17 protein-coding genes and 1 CRISPR repeat array are annotated in these 20,898 nt (G+C 63.4%); of the genes, 8 read left to right on the top strand and 9 right to left on the bottom strand.

The features are described from left to right. Positions 1-3 precede the first annotated feature (3 nt). Positions 4-1,131: direct repeats of the CRISPR family, unit length 29 nt; unit sequence GGCTCCCCCGCACACGCGGGGATAGACCC. A 184-nt stretch (positions 1,132-1,315) separates the two neighbouring features. Next, positions 1,316-2,524 carry a tyrosine-type recombinase/integrase gene (locus tag BMX43_RS09950; RefSeq protein WP_091300850.1) on the bottom strand — a complete coding sequence of 403 codons (1,209 nt, stop codon included), beginning with the start codon at positions 2,522-2,524 and terminating at the stop codon, positions 1,316-1,318. Positions 2,525-2,839: 315 nt separating this feature from the next. Between BMX43_RS09950 and BMX43_RS19800 the strand changes: the two genes are divergently transcribed. Then, positions 2,840-3,013 (top strand): hypothetical protein, encoded by a 174-nt coding sequence (locus BMX43_RS19800; RefSeq protein WP_175482071.1) that lies wholly within the window; start codon positions 2,840-2,842, stop codon positions 3,011-3,013. A gap of 36 nt (positions 3,014-3,049) precedes the next feature. On the opposite strand, the gene BMX43_RS09945 is transcribed toward BMX43_RS19800, so the two are convergent. From BMX43_RS09945 to BMX43_RS09935, 3 genes are all read right to left on the bottom strand, one after another. Further along, positions 3,050-3,301 (bottom strand): hypothetical protein, encoded by a 252-nt coding sequence (locus tag BMX43_RS09945; protein ID WP_091300848.1) that lies wholly within the window; start codon positions 3,299-3,301, stop codon positions 3,050-3,052. 165 nt (positions 3,302-3,466) lie between these two features. After that, entirely contained in the window at positions 3,467-7,126 is a 3,660-nt protein-coding gene (locus BMX43_RS09940) for a vitamin B12-dependent ribonucleotide reductase (RefSeq protein ID WP_091300913.1), read from the bottom strand. A gap of 515 nt (positions 7,127-7,641) precedes the next feature. Further along, the gene (locus tag BMX43_RS09935; RefSeq protein WP_342711396.1) at positions 7,642-8,523 is read right to left on the bottom strand and encodes a DMT family transporter; all 882 of its coding nucleotides are present in this window, start codon (positions 8,521-8,523) and stop codon (positions 7,642-7,644) included. 144 nt (positions 8,524-8,667) lie between these two features. On the opposite strand from BMX43_RS09935, the gene BMX43_RS09930 reads away from it, so the two are divergent. From BMX43_RS09930 to rarD, 4 genes are all read left to right on the top strand, one after another. Then, the gene (locus tag BMX43_RS09930) at positions 8,668-9,567 is read left to right on the top strand and encodes a DMT family transporter (RefSeq protein ID WP_091300844.1); all 900 of its coding nucleotides are present in this window, start codon (positions 8,668-8,670) and stop codon (positions 9,565-9,567) included. Positions 9,568-9,609: 42 nt separating this feature from the next. Further along, complete coding sequence (eno, locus tag BMX43_RS09925; RefSeq protein ID WP_091300842.1) at positions 9,610-10,887, top strand: phosphopyruvate hydratase; 1,278 nt, start codon at positions 9,610-9,612, stop codon at positions 10,885-10,887. A gap of 162 nt (positions 10,888-11,049) precedes the next feature. Next, the gene (locus BMX43_RS09920) at positions 11,050-11,544 is read left to right on the top strand and encodes a DUF1097 domain-containing protein (protein WP_091300840.1); all 495 of its coding nucleotides are present in this window, start codon (positions 11,050-11,052) and stop codon (positions 11,542-11,544) included. A gap of 99 nt (positions 11,545-11,643) precedes the next feature. After that, positions 11,644-12,540, top strand: coding sequence for an EamA family transporter RarD (rarD, locus tag BMX43_RS09915; protein ID WP_091300838.1), 897 nt, complete (start codon positions 11,644-11,646; stop codon positions 12,538-12,540). Here rarD and BMX43_RS09910 read toward each other — a convergent pair. Beyond that, positions 12,521-13,621: an anhydro-N-acetylmuramic acid kinase gene (locus BMX43_RS09910; protein ID WP_091300837.1), complete on the bottom strand. Its 1,101-nt coding sequence runs from the start codon at positions 13,619-13,621 to the stop codon at positions 12,521-12,523. The genes rarD and BMX43_RS09910 overlap by 20 nt on opposite strands. Before the next feature lie 62 nt (positions 13,622-13,683). On the opposite strand from BMX43_RS09910, the gene tyrS reads away from it, so the two are divergent. After that, positions 13,684-14,934: a tyrosine--tRNA ligase gene (gene tyrS / locus BMX43_RS09905; protein ID WP_091300835.1), complete on the top strand. Its 1,251-nt coding sequence runs from the start codon at positions 13,684-13,686 to the stop codon at positions 14,932-14,934. A 70-nt stretch (positions 14,935-15,004) separates the two neighbouring features. Here tyrS and BMX43_RS09900 read toward each other — a convergent pair whose 3' ends face one another. The 3 genes from BMX43_RS09900 to BMX43_RS09890 all read right to left on the bottom strand — a co-directional run bounded on the left by BMX43_RS09900 (position 15,005) and on the right by BMX43_RS09890 (position 17,312). Beyond that, positions 15,005-16,084 carry a calcium-binding protein gene (locus tag BMX43_RS09900; protein ID WP_091300833.1) on the bottom strand — a complete coding sequence of 360 codons (1,080 nt, stop codon included), beginning with the start codon at positions 16,082-16,084 and terminating at the stop codon, positions 15,005-15,007. Positions 16,085-16,210: 126 nt separating this feature from the next. Beyond that, complete coding sequence (locus BMX43_RS09895; RefSeq protein ID WP_091300830.1) at positions 16,211-16,813, bottom strand: peptidylprolyl isomerase; 603 nt, start codon at positions 16,811-16,813, stop codon at positions 16,211-16,213. Beyond that, positions 16,803-17,312, bottom strand: coding sequence for a peptidylprolyl isomerase (locus BMX43_RS09890; protein ID WP_091300911.1), 510 nt, complete (start codon positions 17,310-17,312; stop codon positions 16,803-16,805). Before BMX43_RS09890 ends, BMX43_RS09895 begins: the two co-directional genes overlap by 11 nt. Before the next feature lie 133 nt (positions 17,313-17,445). Here BMX43_RS09890 and BMX43_RS09885 point away from each other — a divergent pair, with 133 nt between their 5' ends. Together BMX43_RS09885 and BMX43_RS20395 are read left to right on the top strand one after the other, a co-directional pair. Further along, positions 17,446-18,639, top strand: coding sequence for a phosphoglycerate kinase (locus BMX43_RS09885; RefSeq protein ID WP_091300828.1), 1,194 nt, complete (start codon positions 17,446-17,448; stop codon positions 18,637-18,639). 99 nt (positions 18,640-18,738) lie between these two features. Next, a complete protein-coding gene (locus BMX43_RS20395) occupies positions 18,739-19,788 on the top strand; it encodes a calcium-binding protein (RefSeq protein ID WP_139201559.1) in 1,050 nt (349 codons plus the stop codon). A gap of 51 nt (positions 19,789-19,839) precedes the next feature. On the opposite strand, the gene BMX43_RS09875 is transcribed toward BMX43_RS20395, so the two are convergent. Beyond that, a complete protein-coding gene (locus BMX43_RS09875; protein WP_091300826.1) occupies positions 19,840-20,706 on the bottom strand; it encodes a calcium-binding protein in 867 nt (288 codons plus the stop codon). Positions 20,707-20,898: the final 192 nt, after the last annotated feature.

The raw sequence follows: 20,898 nt of genomic DNA, 5'->3' as shown, positions 1-20,898 counted from the left end.
GCGGGCTCCCCCGCACACGCGGGGATAGACCCAGGTGCGCCACGCGCCCGTTGATGGACGTGTCAGGCTCCCCCGCACACGCGGGGATAGACCCCCGCATTGCGAAAGCCCTCCGCGAAGGTCAGGGGCTCCCCCGCACACGCGGGGATAGACCCTGGAATTGTCACCCCGCAGACGATGAGGTAAAGGCTCCCCCGCACACGCGGGGATAGACCCGGTTCTGACCGCCGTCTCCCCGGTCCTGACCGGGCTCCCCCGCACACGCGGGGATAGACCCTTGTTCGAAATGCGGCGCGTCTGTCTGGCGCCGGCTCCCCCGCACACGCGGGGATAGACCCTGAAAGAGAAGCTGACCGGCGGCGCTGCCCGCGGCTCCCCCGCACACGCGGGGATAGACCCCCCTACCTGACCGGCTACATGGTGCCGTTCTGGGCTCCCCCGCACACGCGGGGATAGACCATCTTGGCGCGGTCTGGGCGAGTCGTAAGGACGGGCTCCCCCGCACACGCGGGGATAGACCCTCATTGCACAGCACCGACCGGGCGGCCTGCCCGGCTCCCCCGCACACGCGGGGATAGACCCCTGATCCTAGCGCGGGAGGGCGGCGCATGAGCGGCTCCCCCGCACACGCGGGGATAGACCCATCAGGTCCGGGTCGCCGCTCGGCAGCTTGCCGGCTCCCCCGCACACGCGGGGATAGACCTTGGCTGCGCGGCCAGCCGGATCACGAGGTTTAGGCTCCCCCGCACACGCGGGGATAGACCCCATGTTCGCGGCGACCGTGACCGGGGATGCGCGGCTCCCCCGCACACGCGGGGATAGACCCACCCACGCCGAAGACGCGGTGATGCGCGCCGTGGCTCCCCCGCACACGCGGGGATAGACCCTGGAAAAGAAGCTCAACCCGGCCAACGTCAAGGGCTCCCCCGCACACGCGGGGATAGACCCATCACCGGCCTGCTGCGCGAGGGATGCGGGTTGGTTCCCCCGCACACGCGGGGATAGACTTGGCAACTCTGTGCCTTATTGCAGCAGCCGTCAGGCTCCCCCGCACACGCGGGGATATACCCGCGCTTTCGTCGTTTGTCTCGCACCATACAGTGGCTCCCCCGCACACGCGGGGATATCCTCTCTTTGCCGATCAGGCCTGCCCGCGATCACGTGAAATAGATGCCCGTCATCGCGCGAAACTCGCACACCTCCATCAGTTCTGGGTGGAAATCAACAGTGGTTGGTACAGGTTGCAGGCAAGCGTGCCCGGTGGGTGCCACTTGGTTGCAAATAGATGCAATTATGTTTCTCTGTTTCATCGCGCTCATGCTTGTTGCGCCAGACTGTAGATGTAGTCGGCCCAGACCTGCATCATTGCCCGACGCTGATCGAGTTGGTCGGTCCGATGATACGCCGCCTCGGTCGCATTGGCGATGGTATGTGCCAATGCCCGCTCCGCCAGATCGCGGGAATATCCGCTCTCAGACACCCAGTCGCGAAAGCTGGAGCGGAAACCATGCGCCGTCGCGGGGCGGTCAAGACTGTCACTCTGATATTTCCTTAGCCGCAGCACCTTTGTGATGGTCATGTCGCTCATGGCGCCCTTGCCGCGGATGCTGAAGATCAGTTCCCCGCCGAGGTGCGACTTCATGCGGCCCTCAAGCAACGCCACGGCTTGGCGGCTCAATGGCACACGGTGCCGCCGACCCGCCTTCATGCGTTCCGGGGGAATGGTCCATGTCGCAGTCTCGAAGTCGATTTCGCTCCAGCGAGCCTCGCGCACTTCACCGGATCGAGCTGCGGTAAGGATCAGGAATAGCAGCGCCTGGCGGCTGACCGAAATCGGATCGGCGCTTGTCAGATCAAGGACGATCTCGGGCAGCCCACGCCAGGGCGCCGCAGGATGGTGCACGACGCGGTCGCGGTTGCCTGTCTGACGCGGCAGCAGCGCATCAACGGCCGAGAGCGGGTTGGCAGGAGCGTGCCCATTGGCGATGCACCATGTCATCACCCGCTCGCAACGTTGCTTCACCCGGCTTGCAGTTTCTTCCTTGAGAAGCCAGATCGGCAGGAGCGCGGCGGCAAAGTCTGCAACTGTCAGTTCGCTGACAAGCCGCGCTCCCAAGGTCGGAAAAACGTAGGTCTCGAGGCTGTTGATCCACTGATCCCGGTGCTTGGCGTTGCGGAAGCCGGGGGCAATCGTCTCGTACACGGTACGGGCGGCCGCCTCGAAAGACGGGATCGTGATCCGCTGGCTGGTTGCCGCAGATTTGCGCTGATCGATGGGATCAATGCCTTGGCTGATCTGTGCGCGGGCTTCCATCGCAAGGCGACGGGCGTCGGCAAGACCCGTCTCGGGGAAGGTGCCAAGGCCCATGTCGCGCCGCTTTCCCGACGTTGGCGAGACAAAGCGCAACATGAACTTTCCGGTTCCTCGTCCCGATCCGGGATGCAGCCAGAGGCCGGGCGTACCGCCAACGGCCAGTGCCTTGTCGCCGGGCAGCAGGTTCTTCGCCTTTGCGTTCGACAGCATTCTGAACACCCCCTGACTTCGCCATGGCCCCACACAAGATACGAGATCGGATAAGACAGAGTAAGACTGCCCGATACAAGGCTGTCAATCAATGTATTGATAGTTATAAGAATATCATATGTCGTGTTTCTGGATGGCACAGAATGAGATATAAATTCTTCGGACTGTCTCTCCGCTATTAACAAATAATTATTGGCAGGCAATTCCTTGATTTAAAAGGGTTTAGCTGTGTCATTGCCTACAGCAGCGCTAACTCTGCTAAACATTTTGCATTATAATCTGTGTTGCATTCCCGAGAACAACCGGGGCGGGAGCATGGTGATCATAACGCGCGACGGTTCCGTTAAGGGCACACTCTGCCTCTACAAGCGGGTGCCGAGGCACTACGCATCGGTGGAGCAGCGCAAGTTCGTCTGGATCAGCCCCGCGATCATCCCCAAGAGCCGTTTGCAAAACTTGGACGCAAGCATCAGCGTGCCGCCATGGTGACAGGCGCTTCAGGCTTCCGGGTGCCCCCCATATTCGTCACATCAGGGTTTTCGCAGGCCCTGCATAGACCAAAGTCACCCGCGTATCGCCCCCGGTCATCTCGATGGCGGCCACATCCAACGGGCGACGGTCAAGATCACCGCCGTGCACCTCGATCGAGCCCGCGCCGTGGAAGGTGGCATCCAGTAGCGAGATGAGCGCCTCGCCGCGCAGGGTCGCCTCGACCCCGCCTGCAATGCGATGGATGGCCGAGGGGGTGATGCGCTTGGCGCCGACGATCAGTTCCATGGGATGTCCTTGGGGGTTCTGCCCGGTTTGGGCTTTGGCGGGTCAGGCCGACTTAGGCCCGCCAAAGAGCCAAGGCCATTGTTGTCAAAGGCCTTGGCAGATTTAGGCGTGGAGATACGAGGCAGGATTGGTGTTGAAGTTGCCTCGGATATACCCTCGATTCCCTCAGCTACACCCACTGGTCCCGCCGCAGGTGTTGCACTTCATGCAGGTGCCGTTGCGGACCAGCGTGTAGTTGCCGCATTCGCCGCAGGCCTCGCCCTCGTAACCCTGCATCTTGGCCTTGACGCGGGCATCCATCGACACGGTACCAGAGGTCAGCGCCGTTGCGGTGGCAGTGGCCATGGCAAAGCCCGCCGCCGCTTCGGAAAAGCCGCCCATCGTGCTCATCCCGCCTTGCAGCACCACCAGATCCTTCGGCAGCCGCTTGCGCAAATAGCCGGTGGAGCTGATCTGGCGCAGCACTTCGAGCGATTTCGAAGCGGCGCTTTCGCTCACCGGCTCCACGTTGGAACGTTTGCCTTCGCTCACGCCGCCGCCCAGCTCGTCGAAGCTTGCGCCTTTGGGGGCAACATGGGCCAGATCAGTGCGGTCCAGATAGCTGACCGCCAGTTCACGGAACACATAGTCGAGGATCGAGGTCGCGTTCTTGATGCTGTCATTGCCCTGCACCATGCCCGCCGGTTCGAACTTGGTGAAGGTGAAGGCATCGACGAATTCTTCCAGCGGCACGCCATATTGCAGGCCGACCGACACCGCGATGGCGAAGTTGTTCATCATGGCGCGGAAGCCCGCACCTTCCTTGTGCATGTCGATGAAGATCTCGCCCAGTTGGCCGTCACCATATTCGCCGGTGCGCAGGTAAACCTTGTGGCCACCGACCACCGCCTTCTGGGTATAGCCCTTGCGGCGTTCCGGCAGCTTTTCGCGGTGGCTGCGCACGATTTCCTTGACGATCACCTTTTCGATGATCTTCTCGGCCAGCACGATCGCCTTTTCCTGCTGCGACCCGGAGGCGAGGATTTCCTCGGCCTCTTCATCATCCTCGACCAGCGCCGAAGCCAGCGGCTGGCTCAGCTTCGAGCCGTCGCGATAGAGCGCATTGGCCTTGATGCCCAGCGAGTGCGACAGTTCGTAAGCCGCCAGCGTTTCCTCGATCGTGGCCGCATTCGGCATGTTGATCGTTTTCGAGATCGCGCCCGAGATAAAGCTTTGCGCCGCTGCCATCATGGTGATGTGGCTGTTGACCGAAAGATAACGTTTGCCGGTCTTGCCGCAGGGATTGGCGCAATCGAACACGCTGTAATGTTCCGGCTTCAGGAAGGGCGCGCCTTCCAGGGTCATCGTGCCGCAAACATGGTCATTGGCCGCGTCGATCTGGGCGCGGGTGAAGCCGAGGTGGCGCAGCAGATCGAAGGTCGGGTCCATCAGCTTTTCTGCCGGGATGCCGAGCGCGCCCTTGCAGAAATCCTCGCCCAGCGTCCACTGGTTGAACACGAAGCGGATGTCGAAGGCCGAAGGCAGCGCGCCTTCGATCTTTTCAATCTCGCGCGGGCCGAAGCCGTGGCCGATCAGCGCGGTGTGGTTGATGCCGGGGCAATTGCCGATGGTGCCATGACCCACGGCATAAGCCACGATTTCTGCGATCTGGCCGGTGGTATAGCCCAGCTTTTCCAGCGCCGCCGGAACCGACTGGTTGATGATCTTGAAATAACCACCGCCCGCCAGTTTCTTGAACTTCACCAGCGCGAAATCCGGCTCGATCCCGGTGGTGTCGCAATCCATCACCAGACCGATGGTGCCGGTGGGGGCGATCACCGTCGTCTGCGCATTGCGGTAGCCGTGCTTTTCCCCCAGCGTCAGCGCCTCGTCCCAGGCCGATTTCGCCAGTGTGACCAGCGCCTGATCGGGGCAATTGGCGGCGTCCAGCGGCACCGGGGCGACATTCACCGCCTCATAGCCCGCAGCATGGCCATAGGCCGCGCGGCGGTGGTTGCGGATCACGCGCAGCATATGGCTGGCATTGCGGGAATAGCCCGCGAAGGTGCCCAGCTCTGCCGCCATTTCGGCCGAGGTGGCATAGGTCACACCGGTCATCAGCGCGGTCAGCGCGCCGCACAGCGCCCGGCCCTCGTCCGAGTCGTAGCCCAGCCCCATGTTCATCAGAAGCCCGCCGATATTGGCATAACCAAGGCCAAGGGTGCGGAAGTCATAGGAAAGCTGCGCGATTTCCTTCGACGGGAACTGCGCCATCATCACGCTGATTTCCAGCGTCACCGTCCACAGCCGGGTTGCGTGCATATAGGCCTGCGCATCGAACTGGCCATCACGGAAGAAGGTCAGCAGGTTCATCGAGGCAAGATTGCAGGCGGTATCGTCAAGGAACATGTATTCCGAACAGGGGTTCGAGCCCCGAATCGGCCCGTCTTCCGGGCAGGTGTGCCAAGCGTTGACAGTATCATGGAACTGGATGCCCGGGTCGGCACAGGCCCAGGCAGCATGACCGACCTGCTCCCACAGCTCGCGCGCCTTCACCGATTTGGCCACCTTGCCATCGGTGCGGCGGATCAGCGCCCAGTCGGCATCGTCCTTCACCGCCTGCAGGAAGGCGTCGGTCACGCGAACCGAGTTGTTGGAGTTCTGGCCCGAGACCGAGATGTAGGCTTCGGAATCCCAATCCACGTCATAGGTGGGGAATTCAATCGATTCAAAGCCTTGCCGCGCGTATTGCAGCACCCGGTTGATATAGGTTTCCGGGATCATCGCCTTCTTGGCCGCGCGGATCGCGGCTTTGAGACCGGCGTTCTTCGTCACATCCGCCGCGTCTTCCGCCGCGCCATCCCAGGCCTTCAGCGCCGCAAAGATCTCGTTGAGGTATTTCTCGTGCATCTTGGACCCGGCCACCAGCGAGGCGACCTTCTGTTCCTCGATGACCTTCCAGTTGATGAACGCCTCGACATCCGGGTGATCCATGTCGCAGATCACCATCTTGGCGGCGCGGCGCGTGGTGCCGCCCGACTTGATCGCGCCCGCCGCACGGTCGCCGATCTTCAGGAACCCCATCAGCCCCGAGGATTTGCCACCGCCCGACAGCTTTTCCCCCTCGCCCCGCAGCGACGAAAAGTTGGTGCCGGTGCCCGAGCCATATTTGAACAGACGCGCCTCGCGGACCCACAGGTCCATGATGCCGCCCTCGCCCACCAGATCATCCTTCACCGACTGGATGAAGCAGGCATGCGGCTGCGGATGTTCATAGGCGCTGGTGGATTTGGTCAGGGCGCCGGTCTGGTAATCGACGTAGAAATGGCCCTGCGACGGGCCGTCGATGCCATAGGCCCAATGCAGGCCAGTGTTGAACCACTGCGGCGAATTCGGCGCGGCCATCTGACGGGCCAGCATGAAGCGCATTTCGTCATAATAGGCGCGGGCATCGGCTTCGGTGGTGAAATACCCACCTTTCCAGCCCCAATAGGCCCAGGCCCCCGCCAGCCGGTCGAACACCTGCTTGGCCGAAGTTTCGCCGACAATGCGCTGGTCTTGCGGCAGTTTCGCCAGTGCGTCCTCATCAGGGACAGACCGCCACAGGAATTCGGGCACGCTCTTTTCCTTGACGCGTTTCAGAACGGCGGGGACGCCAGCCTTGCGGAAGTATTTCTGCGCCAACACGTCAGAGGCCACCTGGCTCCACCCGTCCGGCACCTCGACGGCATCATTGCGGAACACCACCTTACCATCTGGGTTGCGGATTTCCGAAACCGTGGTGGTGAAGGACATCGCGCCATAAGCGCCCGTGGATTCCGTCGTGAACTTCCGTTCGATCTTCATCTGCCCCATCGTCCCTTTGCATCTGGCGCGCTTTGCGCTGCCTTGGTCCCCTCGCCCCGCGCGGCCAGACGCGCAAACCAGCCCCGCCCGGAAACCGGACAGGCTGCGCGCCCGGTCAACAGGCGGCGCATCTTGTGGGAATGGTCTGCTTGCCTGCCCAAGACCACCACATATGGTGGCACCTCGCGCTGCCGGGTCAAACTGTCGGAATTCCGGGTGCCGATCAATGGGAAAATTTTCAGCACACCCCCTATATAGTGTTGACGGTGGTTTTCTCCCCAAGCTGTGCCACAATATGCTGATTCAGGCGGCAGAAATCGGCCTGTGGATAACCAAGCGGAGAAAACTTGGGCAAACCGTGATCTTGCAGCAGAATCCTCAGATTCCATGACAGGTGGATAACGGACGCGTGACACCGCGGCGCCTGTGGAAAACCTTGCCGATGGGTAGGGCGCGGCAAGTTGTCCACCGCTTCTGACACAGGGGAGCAGGGGCAGAAAATTGGCCCCGCGCCGTCAGCCGCGGCGGTTGATCAGGATGATTCCCACCGCGACCAGCCCCGCCGCGCCAAGAATCGCCGGGCCAAGATGCTCTCCCATCACCAGCCAACCGAACAACAGACTGAGGATCGGGGTCAGGAACGAAAAGCTTGCGACCGTCGCCGCCGGATAGCGCCCCAGCAGCCACAGCCAGGTGATGAAGCCCCCCGCCACCACGACCGAGGCCTGAAACACCAGCCAGAACCAGTGGATCGGCTCCACCGCGCGCAGCAGTGGCCCGAAGGCGGGCGCCGCCAGCAACAGGATCGGCCCGGACACACCGACCATCCACAGAAGCTGCATCTCTGGCCCCACCTTGGCCATCGCCGGGCGGCGTGCCAGAAAAGCGGTGCCCGCCCAGCCGAGCGCGCCGCCAAGCGCATAAAGATCGCCCGCAAGGCTCGCCTGCCCCTGCCCGCCTGACCGATCAAGGATCGCCCAGGCCGTGCCCGCAAAGGCCAGCGCAAGGCCAAGGCCCCGCAGCGGCGACAACCTTTCCCCCGGCAGGCCGAAATGCGCGGCAATCGCCAGCCAGACGGGCATGGAATAGAAGATGATCACGGCGCGGCTGACCGTGGTCAGATCCAGCGCCATGAACAGGCACAGGAACTCTGCCGCGAACACCGTCCCGATCAGTAATCCCGGCCCCAGCGTGCCGCGCACATAGCGCATCGGCAGCCCGCGCAGCGCCATCCAGCCCGCAATGAACAGCACCGCCAGCGCCGAGCGCGCGCCCGCGAAGAACACCGGCTGCAGACCCGCCGTGGTGATCTTGACGATCACCTGATTGGCTGCCAGCAGCATCGCCACCCCCAGAAGCGCCGCAAGCCCCTGTCCGTCCAGCCGGTCCTTGCGCATCATCTACCCCCGAATTTTACCGGGCGGACAATTTCTTTCCCCGCCGCCCCTGTCAAGCGGGGTTTGGGTCTGGAGGATCGGGCGCGCAAGGCGTAAACCGCGCGTCATTCAGGCCCCCCGGATGCGGGCCGGGAAAGGACCGCGATGACCGACAGCCGTGACAATCTGCGAGGCATCCTGCTGATGGTCGCCGCCATGGGCGGCTTCGCGCTGGAGGACATGTTCATCAAATGGGCGGCGGCGGGGCTGCCGACCGGGCAGATCCTGCTGATGCTCGGCCTCGCCGGCACGCCGGTCTTTGCCGCGATGGCCCGGCATGACGGCGCGCGCGCCTGGTCGCGGCTGGCCTGGCATCCGGCGGTGGTCTGGCGCAATCTGGGCGAGATGATCGGCACGCTGGGCTTTGTCACCGCGCTGGCGCTGACGCCACTGACCTCGGCCACCGCGATCTTTCAGGCTGCCCCGCTGGCGGTGACACTGGGCGCTGCGCTGTTTCTGGGCGAAAAGGTCGGCTGGCGGCGGTGGAGCGCGATCTGCGTGGGCTTTGTCGGCGTGATGATCATCATCCGCCCGGGGATGGAGGGTTTCCGCCTCGCCTCGCTCTGGTCGGTGCTGGCGGTGTTTGGCCTGTCGATCCGCGACGTGGCAACCCGGCGTATTCCGCAGACCATCACCACCTCGCAAATCTCGGCCTGGGGCTTTGCGGCGGTCACCGTGCTGGGCGCGCTGATGCTGGCGGTGACGGGGGGCGCGATGATGCCCAGCCCGGCGCAGGCGGGCTATATTGCGGGCGCGCTGTTCTTCGGGATCACCGCCTATTGGGCGATCACCCAGGCGATGCGGCTGGGTGAGGTTTCGGCCATCACCCCGTTCCGCTACTCTCGCCTCGTCTTCGCGCTGGTCATCGGCATGCTGGTGTTCGGCGAGCGGCCCGATGCGGTGACGCTGGGCGGCGCGGCGCTGATCATCGCCTCGGGGCTTTATACCTTTGCCCGCGAACGTTTGCGCAAACGCGCCCTTCCCACGACGGGCGCCGCAGGGTAAAGACGGCGCCGAGAGCACCGGTTCCTCAGGAGGAAATCCCCCATGAGCACGATTATCGACATTCACGCCCGCGAAATCCTCGACAGCCGCGGCAATCCCACGGTTGAAGTGGACGTGACGCTGGAAAGCGGCGCGATGGGCCGCGCGGCGGTGCCCTCGGGCGCCTCGACCGGCGCCCATGAGGCAGTGGAAAAGCGCGACGGCGACAAGTCGCGCTATATGGGCAAGGGCGTGCTGGAAGCCGTCGCCGCCGTCAACGGCGAGATCGCCGAGACGCTGGTCGGCTTTGATGCGACCGAGCAGGTCGGCATCGACCGCACCATGATCGAGATGGACGGCACCCCCAACAAATCGCGTCTGGGCGCCAATGCCATTCTCGGCGTGTCGCTGGCCGTGGCCAAGGCCGCTGCCGAATTCACCGGCCAGCCGCTGTATCGCTATGTCGGCGGCACCTCGGCCCGCGTGCTGCCGGTGCCGATGATGAACATCATCAACGGCGGCGAACATGCCGACAACCCGATCGACATTCAGGAATTCATGATCATGCCGGTTGCGGCATCGAACATCCGCGAAGCCGTGCGGATGGGATCGGAAGTGTTCCACACCCTGAAGAAAGAGCTGTCGGCCGCAGGTCTTTCCACCGGCATCGGCGACGAGGGCGGTTTTGCCCCCAACTTGTCTTCCACCCGCGTGGCGCTGGATTTCATCCTGAAATCCATTGAAAAGGCGGGCTACAAGCCGGGCGAAGACATCTACCTTGCCCTCGATTGCGCCTCGACCGAATATTTCCGGGGCGGCAAGTATGAGATGAAGGGCGAAGGCCTGTCGCTTTCGTCGGAAGAAAACGTCGAATATCTGGCGAAACTCTGCGCCGATTACCCGATCATCTCGATCGAAGACGGCATGGCCGAAGATGACTGGGCCGGCTGGAAAGCGCTGACCGACCGCCTGGGCGGCAAGGTGCAACTGGTGGGCGACGATCTGTTCGTGACCAACCCGCGCCGTCTGGCCGAAGGCATCGCTGCCGGTTGCGCGAACTCGATGCTGGTGAAGGTCAACCAGATCGGCTCGCTGACCGAAACGCTGCAAGCCGTCGATATGGCGCATCGCGCGCGCTATACCAACGTCATGTCGCACCGTTCGGGTGAAACCGAGGATGCCACGATTGCCGATCTCGCCGTCGCCACCAATTGCGGCCAGATCAAGACCGGCTCGCTGGCGCGGTCTGACCGGCTGGCGAAATACAACCAGCTTATCCGCATCGAGGAAATGCTGGGCGAAGTGGCCGAATTTGCAGGCCGTTCGATCCTGAAAGCCTGAAGGCCATAAGCCTTTGGTCGAACCCGCCGGGCGCAATCCCGGCGGGTTTTGCTTTTGTTCGGGTCGTAGAGACCTAGGTGCCATTGCCCGCCCGCCGCCCCTGTCCCAGCTTGCCCGCCGACCGCCAGCAGAAAAAGGCGGCGTCTTGGGAGGAGGAACGGAATGAACATCATCACAGCCCTTGCGATCTCGATCGGGCTTCTGGCCGCCGTGGCGACATGGCTTTGCCTTGGATCGGGGCTTGGCCTGCAGGTCTGGGCGCTTTTCATCGCATGGGGCAGTTTCTATCACACCGGCGGCAAGGCGGAGGGGCTGCGCAAATCGGTGATCAACCACCTGTGGGGGGTCGCGGTGGCCGGGGTCACGCTGTTCGTTGTGGCAACCGTCGGCGGCTCGGTCATCGTGACCTCGGCGATTGTCGGCGTCTCGGTCGTGGTTCTGGTGCTGGGGGCGCATCTGCCCGTGCTGGCGACGATCCCGGCGGCGGTCTACGGCTATGCCTCGACGGCGGCCTTCTGCCTGCTGACCAGCGTCGCCATCGGCGATCCTGCCGCACTGCTCAAGGCCTGTGGCATCGTCAGCGCCTCACTGGTGATCGGCAATGTCTTCGGCCTTGTGTCAGAGAAGCTGGCGGGCGTGCTGGCGAAACCGGCCTGAGCCCACGCGTGGCGCCCTGCGGGGCGCCACGTCACGCCGTATTGTGCCCGGCACAAGATAGCCGTGGCGGCCCGCCTGCCGAGGTTTTAGGCAAGGGGCATGACACAGCAAAACACAGATTCTCCGCGCGGTCTGGCCTTTGCGCTGTCCGCTTATGTGATGTGGGGCTTCCTGCCGCTTTACATGAAGGCGCTGTCGCATATCCCGGCCGCCGAGGTCATCGCACATCGCGTCATCTGGTCGGTGCCGGTGGCAGGGGCCGTGCTGATCGCGCTGCGCCGCACGTCCGAGCTGAAGGCCGCGCTGCACAATCCGCGGATGCTGATCATGGCGGGGGTGACGGCACTGCTGATCTCGCTGAACTGGGGCATCTATGTCTGGGCGATCCAGCACGGCCATGCGCTGGATGCGGCGCTCGGCTATTACATCAACCCGCTGGTCAGCGTGTTTCTGGGCGCCACGCTGCTGCGCGAACGGATGAACCGGGCGCAGATCGCCGCCATCGCGCTGGCCTGCTGCGCCGTCGCGGTGCTGACATGGGAAGCCGGGCGCCTGCCAGTGCTGGCGCTGGGGATGACGGCCACCTTCGCCGCCTATGGCTATTTCAAGAAGCAACTGCCGATCGGCCCCAATCAGGGCTTCATGCTGGAGGTGCTGATCCTGCTGCCCTTCGCGCTGGTCTATGCCATCTGGGTGCAGGTCTCGGGGCACAGCCATTTCCTGACCGGCAGTTTCTTCAACGACTGGATGTTGCCGCTGGCCGGTGTGGTGACCGCCGTGCCGCTGATCTGCTATGCCAACGGGGCCAAGCTGTTGCGCCTGTCCACCATCGGCATCCTGCAATATGTGGCGCCGACGATGATCTTCCTCTGCGCCGTCTTCGTGTTTGACGAGCCGTTCGGCACCGCGCGCATGGTTGCCTTCCCGATGATCTGGGCGGCGCTGGCGATCTATACCTATGGCATGTTCCGCGCCTCTAGGCGCCGGGATAGCTGATCTGCCCGCCGCCGACATCGGCGGCCACCCCGGTGGTTGACGGCCCCGAGGTCGGCAGCCCCCGGGCCACGCGCACCGCCAGATAGGCAAAGGCCTGCGCCTCCAGCATGTCGCCATTCAGCCCCACCGCCTCGACCGGCAGCACCTCGCAGCCCATCACCGCACGCAGATGCGCCATCAGCGTGGCATTGTGCCGCCCACCGCCTGACACCAGCAGGCGCGCCACCGGGGCAGGGAAATGCGCGGCGCCTGCAGCCACAGCCTCGGCGGCGGCACGGGTCAGCGTGGCGGCGGCATCGGCATCGGACAGGCCCGCAACCGCATGAAGCAGCCCATGGAAATCGTTGCGGTCCAGCGATTTCGGCGGAATGCGGGCAAAGAACGGATGGGCCAGAAACGCAGCAATGATCGCCGCATCCGCCTGCCCGCTGGCCGCCAGTGCCCCGCCTTCGTCCTGCGTCCGCCCAAGACGCTGCACCATCAGATCATTCACCGGCGCATTGGCCGGGCCAGTATCGAAGGCCAGACAGGCGCCGGTGCTTTCGGCCTTGGGCTGGCGCGGGTCAACCCATGTCAGATTGCCAACCCCGCCAAGGTTGAGAAAGGCCAGCGGTTCTTCTGCGCCGATCCAGCGGGCGCAGGCAAAATGGAAATAGGGCGCCAGCGGCGCGCCCTGCCCGCCAAGCGCCACATCGGCGCTGCGAAAATCCCAGACCACCGGCACGCCCAGCACCTCGGCCAGAACCGAGCCTGACCCCGCCTGATGCGTGCCGCGTCCGCGCGGATCATGTGCCAGCGTCTGGCCGTGAAACCCCACCAGTTCCGCCCCGGCAATGGTGCTGAGAAGTTCGGCATGGGCCAGTTCCACCACCTCCGCCGCCGGATCAACCTCGGCCGCGTCGGGCCACAGGCCAAGGGCAGCGCGGATGATCTCGCGCTCGTCCGTCTCATAGGCGCGGTAGCCCGTCTCGCCAAACTCCACGATCCGCTCGCCATCGGTGAACAGCATTGCCGCATCCACCCCATCCAGCGAGGTTCCCGACATTGCCCCCAAAGCCCAGACCGGCCCAGCCTTCAACATGACTTCCCCTTGCCCCCTGCCCCCGGTATACGCGATGCACCGTCATAAGACACGAGAGAGCGATGACCTACCATCCGAAATCCGACTTCATGCGCGTGATGATCGAGCGCGGCTATCTGGCCGACTGCACCGATTATCAGGCGCTCGACGAGGCTTTGGTCAAGGGGGTCGTGCCTGCCTATATCGGCTATGACGCCACGGCGGCCTCGCTGCATGTGGGCCACCTGCTCAACATCATGATGTTGCGCTGGCTGCAAAAGACCGGGCACAAGCCGATCACCCTGATGGGCGGCGGCACCACCAAGGTGGGCGACCCGTCGTTCCGCGCCGAAGAACGCCCGCTGCTGACCCCGGAAAAGATCGACGAGAACATTGCGGGCATGAAGCAGGTCTTCGCGCGCTACCTTGATTATTCCGATGCGCCGAATGGCGCGATCATGCTGAACAATGCCGAATGGCTGGACAATCTGAACTACCTGGAATTCCTGCGCGACATCGGGCGGCATTTCAGCGTGAACCGGATGCTGTCCTTCGAATCCGTGAAATCGCGGCTGGACCGGGAACAAAGCCTGTCCTTCCTTGAATTCAACTACATGATCCTGCAAGCCTATGATTTTCTTGAACTGAACCGCCGCTATGGCTGTTTGTTGCAGATGGGCGGGTCGGATCAGTGGGGCAATATCGTCAACGGCATCGACCTGACCCGCCGGGTGCTGGACCACGAGATTTACGGCCTCACCTCGCCGCTGCTGACCACCAGCGACGGCAAGAAGATGGGCAAATCGGCGGGGGGCGCGGTCTGGCTGAACGGCGCGATGCTGAGCCCTTACGAGTTCTGGCAGTTCTGGCGCAACACCACCGATGCCGATGTGGGCCGGTTCCTGAAGCTGTATACCGAACTGCCGCTGGATGAATGCACCCGCCTGGGCGCGCTGCAGGGGTCAGAGATCAACGGCGCGAAGATCATCCTCGCCAATGCGGTGACGGCGCTGCTGCACGGCGAAGATGCGGCGGCGGCGGCGGAAGCCACGGCGCGCGAGGTGTTTGAAAAGGGCGGCGTGGGCGACGACCTGCCGACGCTCACGCTCAACGTGGCTGATGTGGCTGACGGAATCACCGTGGCGCAACTGTTCGTGCGCTCGGGCCTTGCCGCCTCGGGCAAGGATGCCAAGCGGCTGATTCAGGAAGGCGGCGCCCGGTTGAACGATGAAATCGTGCTGGATGCCGGCCACAAGATCCATGCCGCCGATCTGGTCGATCCGCTGAAGCTGACCGCGGGCAAGAAACGCCACGCGCTGGTCACGCTGGACTGATCGGGCGATCCGGCAAAGAAAAGGGGCGCGGATCACTCCACGCCCCTTTTCTATTGGTCTACAGATCGGGTCAGATCGAAATCAGGTTCTCATCCCAGACCAGATCGGTCGAAACGACACCCATGACCGTCAGGCGGCCGTCTTCATAGATGATCACGGTATTGCCATCATCATCGCGGAATTCCATGTCGGCAATATCGGCGGCCGAGAGGTTCTTGAAGACGATCACGTCCTCGGCAATATCGAAATCACTGATCGTGTCGGGACCATCCTCCTTCTGGAACTGGAAGTGATCGGCATCTGCGCCACCAAACAGCACGTCGCGTCCCTTGCCGGCATAGATCCAGTCCGCGCCGCCGCCGCCGAAGATCTGGTCGTTCGCCGCATCGCCATACAGGCTGTCGGCGCCATCGTCGCCATAGAGCTTGTCGCCCCCGGCGCCGCCATAGAGCATGTCATTGTCGGCACCGCCCCAGAGCTTGTCCGCGCCGGTGTCGCCGCTGATCAGATCGTCGCCCGCGCCACCAGCCAGGCTATCCTTGCCCGCGCCGCCATAGATCGAGTCGTTGCCCGAAACGATGCTTGTCACCTCGAACACGGTGTCGTTGCCCGCATCACCATAGACCTTGTCGTCACCGGCGCTGTCATAGATCTTGTCATTGCCGCTGCCGGCATGGATTTCGTCGTTCCCCGCTGCACCGACAATCACGTCACCGCCACCACTGGCGTTGATGGTCAGGCCAAGCGGGAAGGAATAGCCGCTCGACGGCCCGAAGTTGAGCGTATCGGTCGCCTGCGTGCCGTTGATCGTCCAGTCCAGCGTGGCCAGATAGTTCAGCAATTGCGCAGGCGCGGCAGGGTCGTCAAAGCCCGGAAAAGCCGAGGCATCTACCTCTAGGCCGATGAAGCGCGCCACAACATTGTCGCCACTCACCACATTCAGGCCATTGATCTCGCCACCACTGAAACCAGTCAGAACATCGCCCTGCACATCATAGGCAAGGCCGGTTCCGGAGAAGATGAACTTGAGCGCGCTGGTATCGAGCACAAGATTTGTATCGGTCATCTTGGAAACCGTTGCGCTGCCGAACAAGGCAAGAAATGCCGACGCCAGCGCATCGGTCGATTTGAGATAGGAAATGGTGGGCATCGGGAAACCTCCGGTTGGCTGGCAGACCTTAGTCAGGCCCGCACGCCCCGGTCAACTCGGCAATTACGCAACAAGCCACGGAACCAAAACGGGCGGGGCGCAACAATCGCGCCCCGCGCGCATCCGTCAATCCTGCACGCTGACTTTCACCATATGGTCGGGCGCGCTGACCGATCCGTTCGGCCCGTCGCCCTTGCGGATCGCATCCACCACATCCATGCCCGAGATCACCCGGCCCACCACGGTATATTGCCCATCCAGATTGGGCGCCGGGGCGAACATGATGAAGAACTGGCTGTTGGCCGAATCCGGGTCCATCGCGCGGGCCATGCCGACAACGCCGCGTTCAAACGGAATGGCCGAGAATTCCGCCGGAAGATCCGGCAGATCCGAAGCGCCCATGCCCGCCTGCGGCCCACCCGCACCCTTGCCGAACTGCACGTCGCCGGTTTGCGCCATGAAGCCGTCAATCACGCGGTGGAACACCACATCGTCGTAATCGCCGCGCTTGGCCAGCGTCACGATCTGTTCCACATGCTTGGGTGCCACATCGGGCAGCAGGTCAATGACGATCTCGCCCTTGGCCTGCCCGTCCACCGCAATCACCAGATTCGGGCCGGGGCTATCTTCGGCCATGGCCGGACTGGCCGACTGGCTGAGCGCAAAGCCCCCCAGCACCGCCAGACCCAGTGCAAAGACACCGCCCGCGATCACCCGATCAAGCGACATCGGCAGCCACCACGACCTTGATCATGCGATCCGGGTTGGCCGGCGGCTCGCCGCGCAGGATCTTGTCCACGAATTCCATGCCCGCGATCACCCGGCCATAGACCGTGTATTGCCCGTTCAGGAAGTGGTTGTCCTTGAAGTTGATGAAGAACTGGCTGTTGGCCGAATTCGGGTTCTGCGAACGGGCGGCGCCCAGTGTGCCCCGGTCATGCGGCAGCTTGGAAAACTCGGCCGGCAGATCCGGCAGATCCGAGCCCCCAGTGCCCGCGCGGCGCAGGTTGAAGCCCTTTTCCATATTGCCGTTTTCCACATCGCCGGTCTGGGCCATGAAGCCGTCGATCACGCGGTGGAAGCACACATTGTCATAGGCACCGGCGCGGGCCAGTTCCTTCATGCGCGCGGCATGTTTCGGGGCCACTTCGGACAGAAGCTCGATCACCACGTCGCCGTCTTTCAGGGTCATGATGATGGTATTTTCGGGGTCTTTGATCTCGGCCATCGGCGCGGTCTCCTCTTTGCTGGGCGCGAAACTAATGGTCTGCGCGCGCAAGGGAAAGGGCAAACCCGCGTGATCGGTTGACGCGGGGCTGCGTTCGGCGGAAACAGGGGGCAACCGATGCTTGGAGGCTGTGATGGCTTGGAAAACCCTTGATGACATGGATCTGGCGGGCAAGGTCGTGCTGACCCGCGTCGATGTGAACGTGCCGATGGAAAACGGCGTGGTCACCGATGCGACCCGGATCGAAAAGATCGTGCCCACGGTGAAGGATATTCAGGCCAAGGGCGGCAAGGTCGTGCTGCTGGCGCATTTCGACCGGCCGAAGGGCAAGGTTGTCCCGTCGATGAGCCTGGGTCTGGTGAAGGACGCGCTGGCGGCGGCCCTGGGCTGCACGGTGATCTTTGCCACCGACTGCATCGGCGCCCCGGCGGCGGCGGCGATTGCCAGCGCCGGGCCGGGCGATGTGGTGCTGCTGGAAAACACCCGCTTTCACGCGGGCGAGGAAAAGAACGACCCCGAGCTGGCCAAGGCCATGGCGGCGCTGGGAGATGTGTATGTGAATGACGCCTTTTCGGCAGCGCACCGCGCCCATGCCTCCACCGCGGGCATCGCGCATCTGCTGCCCGCCGCGGCGGGCCGCCTGATGGCGGCAGAGCTGAAAGCGCTGGAGGCGGCCCTGGGCCAGCCGGTACGCCCGGTGGTGGCAGTGGTCGGCGGCGCCAAGGTTTCGACCAAGCTGGATCTGCTGGGCAATCTGGTCAGCAAGGTGGATCATCTGGTGATCGGCGGCGGCATGGCCAACACGTTTCTCGTGGCGCAGGGCGTCGAGGTCGGCAAGAGCCTGGCCGAACGCGACATGGCCGATACCGCGCGCGAAATTCTGGGCAAGGCGCAGGCGGCAGGCTGCACCATCCATCTGCCGCTGGACGTGGTGGTGGCGCGCGAGTTCAAGGCCGGGGCCGCCAATGAAACCGTCTCCGTGGGCGCCTGCCCCGCCGATGCGATGATCCTGGATGCCGGGCCGCAGACCGTGGCCGCGCTGGAATCGGTATTCGCCGCTGCGAAAACCCTGATCTGGAACGGCCCGCTGGGCGCCTTCGAGATCGAACCTTTCGATGCCGCAACCAATGCCGCCGCCAAATCGGTAGCGGCGCTGACCCGTGCAGGCAAGCTCGTCTCTGTCGCGGGCGGCGGCGATACGGTGGCGGCGCTGAACAAGGCGGGCGCGGCTGACGATTTCAGCTTCATCTCCACCGCAGGCGGCGCCTTCCTTGAATGGATGGAAGGCAAGGAGCTTCCGGGCGTGGCGGCGCTAACCCTCACCTGATCGGGGGATTGACGCAAAAAGGCTGTCTGCCTAGGCTGCCCATCAAGGCCCTGCCAGTTCTGGCGGGGCTTTTTTCTGCGATTTTTCAAGGAGTATGAGATGGCATTTTGGCAGGGTGGCGAAGGTAATGACAAAAAGACAGGTGGCGCGGGCGCGGATGTCTTCTTCGGGATGCAGGGGGACGACACGCTGAACGGCGGTGGCGGCAATGATGCGCTGGACGGCAATGTCGGCAATGACGTGCTGATCGGCGGCGCGGGCCATGACAGTTTGACCATGCTGGGCAACGACACCCTGACCGGCGGCACCGGCATGGACTTTTTCGTCGCCGTGGGGTCGATCTTCGACCTGCGGATGCCGGTCAGCGAGGTGACGATCACCGATTTCAAGGCCAAGGGCCCGGCGCATGACCATTTGCAACTGTCGCTGTTCGGCATCGACTGGAAAGACCGCGATGCTGACATGAACGATGGCTTCTCGATGGTGAAAAGCGGCAGGAATGTCATGATCTCGCTGGAAGATGCGGGCGGCAACGAAATGAAGATCACGTTGAAGAATGTGGCGCTGGCCGACATGTCGCAGCAGAATATTGATTTCCTGTCGCTGCCCGGCCCATTCAGTGCTGCCGACGCTGCGCCCAGGATCTGGATCGGCACCGATGAGCCCGAAGACAAGACCGGCACGCGCAAGGCCGATTTCCTGATCGGTGCGGGCGGTGATGATACGCTGCGCGGTGGCGCGGGGGATGACCAGTTGAACGGCCAATCCGGTGCCGATCTGGAATTGGGCGGTGCGGGCGACGATCGCATCTATACCTCTGGCGGCGACCGGGTGACCGGAGGGGCGGGCAGCGACACTTTCGTGTTCCTCAGCGCCGCCGCTTTTCCCGACATCACCGACGCGGGCCGCGCCATCGTGACCGATTTCACCGCCACCGGCCCCAGCGCGGACAAGATCGAGCTGGTGGGGTTCGATGTCGGCTTTGCCGATGGGGACAAGGGTATGGATGACGGGTTCGAGATGGTACAATTCGGCGATGATGTGCGGCTGCGGCTGCTGGACAGCGACGGCGAAGTGCTGAGCTTCGTTTTGAAGGATGTGCAGCTTGCCGATCTGGGCGCTGGCAATTTCGACTTCATCCTGCTGTAAAACAGCAAGGCCCGCGCAACGCGCGGGCCTTTTGGCGCCCGTCAGCACCAATCAGAGCAGCGTTTCATCGCCCAGCCGCGTTGCCAGCGCCTCCAGATCGGTCCAGCCGCGCAGCAGGATGCTGCGGCCATCCAGCTCGATGAAGGTATTGCCGTTGCGAACCGTGGCATAGGCCTCCAGCACATCCGCCGCCGTTTCCATCCCGGCCCAGAAACCGGCGCCCAGGATGATGCGGTCCTCCATCGTCATGTCGCCGAGGATGTCGCGGCCAAAATTGCCCCGGAAGACAAAGTAGTCCGTGCCTGCATTGCCGCGCAGCTGATCGGCACCTGCGCCACCTTCCAGCCGGTCATCCGCGCCGCCGCCCAGCAGCCGGTCATTGCCCGTGCCCCCCAGCAGCGTGTCGTTGCCAAAGCCGCCCAGCAGCGTGTCCTGACCCGCATCGCCGATCAGCGCATCAAAGCCGCCCTCGCCCAGCAGCCGGTCATCACCGATGCCACCGCCCAGCGTATCATTGCCTTCGCCCGCCGATATCTGATCGGCGCCCTTGAACCCCAGAAGGTTGTCGCGCCAGTCGCTGCCCGCCATCACGTCATCACCGGCGAAAGTTGTGGCAAAGAAGGCGCGGCCATCGGCATCGGCGAGGAAGTTCAGCACATCGGCAACCGCCACAGCCTCGACCGTGATCGTCACGACCGGCTGCCCCACCACACGAATCTCGAAGCCGGTCACCGTGCCGGTCGCCAGCTTGCTGACGGTATCAACCTCATATTCGCCGATCAGGGCAATCCGCTTGCCTGCAAAAGACAGGGAAACATCATCCGGCGCCGCAGCAACGGCAGGGCTGAAGGCGGACTCAAGAAAAAGGCTGACATCGAAGCCTTTGTTGAACGGCGCAAGCGCGGTGAGGCTGGACATGGGATACTCCTCGAAAAATACAATCAGAACGGGATTTTAGGTAGTATTAGTAATTCGTTAACCCGACCCGAGACCGCCCGTCAACTTCGGCGCGACATCGTGCCTGCTGTGTTCCGCTTCAGGCAACAGTCGGGCAAGTGCGCCCTTTCGCAACAGAGCCGCCAAAGTTTGCGGATGTTAGCGCCAACAGCA

Origin of the sequence: Gemmobacter aquatilis (genome assembly GCF_900110025.1) — a bacterium.
In the GTDB taxonomy this organism is placed as follows: domain Bacteria; phylum Pseudomonadota; class Alphaproteobacteria; order Rhodobacterales; family Rhodobacteraceae; genus Gemmobacter; species Gemmobacter aquatilis.
Note: the sequence above shows the minus strand (reverse complement) of the source record. Positions and strands in the feature narration are given on the sequence as shown.

Excerpts from the sequence above, each read along its gene's own strand:
- BMX43_RS09950 (WP_091300850.1), bottom strand. The coding sequence starts at position 2,524 with ATGCTGTCGAACGCAAAGGCGAAGAACCTGCTGCCCGGCGACAAGGCA.
- BMX43_RS19800 (WP_175482071.1), top strand. The coding sequence starts at position 2,840 with ATGGTGATCATAACGCGCGACGGTTCCGTTAAGGGCACACTCTGCCTC.
- BMX43_RS09945 (WP_091300848.1), bottom strand. The coding sequence starts at position 3,301 with ATGGAACTGATCGTCGGCGCCAAGCGCATCACCCCCTCGGCCATCCAT.
- BMX43_RS09940 (WP_091300913.1), bottom strand. The coding sequence starts at position 7,126 with ATGAAGATCGAACGGAAGTTCACGACGGAATCCACGGGCGCTTATGGC.
- BMX43_RS09935 (WP_342711396.1), bottom strand. The coding sequence starts at position 8,523 with ATGCGCAAGGACCGGCTGGACGGACAGGGGCTTGCGGCGCTTCTGGGG.
- BMX43_RS09930 (WP_091300844.1), top strand. The coding sequence starts at position 8,668 with ATGACCGACAGCCGTGACAATCTGCGAGGCATCCTGCTGATGGTCGCC.
- eno (WP_091300842.1), top strand. The coding sequence starts at position 9,610 with ATGAGCACGATTATCGACATTCACGCCCGCGAAATCCTCGACAGCCGC.
- BMX43_RS09920 (WP_091300840.1), top strand. The coding sequence starts at position 11,050 with ATGAACATCATCACAGCCCTTGCGATCTCGATCGGGCTTCTGGCCGCC.
- rarD (WP_091300838.1), top strand. The coding sequence starts at position 11,644 with ATGACACAGCAAAACACAGATTCTCCGCGCGGTCTGGCCTTTGCGCTG.
- BMX43_RS09910 (WP_091300837.1), bottom strand. The coding sequence starts at position 13,621 with ATGTTGAAGGCTGGGCCGGTCTGGGCTTTGGGGGCAATGTCGGGAACC.
- tyrS (WP_091300835.1), top strand. The coding sequence starts at position 13,684 with ATGACCTACCATCCGAAATCCGACTTCATGCGCGTGATGATCGAGCGC.
- BMX43_RS09900 (WP_091300833.1), bottom strand. The coding sequence starts at position 16,084 with ATGCCCACCATTTCCTATCTCAAATCGACCGATGCGCTGGCGTCGGCA.
- BMX43_RS09895 (WP_091300830.1), bottom strand. The coding sequence starts at position 16,813 with ATGTCGCTTGATCGGGTGATCGCGGGCGGTGTCTTTGCACTGGGTCTG.
- BMX43_RS09890 (WP_091300911.1), bottom strand. The coding sequence starts at position 17,312 with ATGGCCGAGATCAAAGACCCCGAAAATACCATCATCATGACCCTGAAA.
- BMX43_RS09885 (WP_091300828.1), top strand. The coding sequence starts at position 17,446 with ATGGCTTGGAAAACCCTTGATGACATGGATCTGGCGGGCAAGGTCGTG.
- BMX43_RS20395 (WP_139201559.1), top strand. The coding sequence starts at position 18,739 with ATGGCATTTTGGCAGGGTGGCGAAGGTAATGACAAAAAGACAGGTGGC.
- BMX43_RS09875 (WP_091300826.1), bottom strand. The coding sequence starts at position 20,706 with ATGTCCAGCCTCACCGCGCTTGCGCCGTTCAACAAAGGCTTCGATGTC.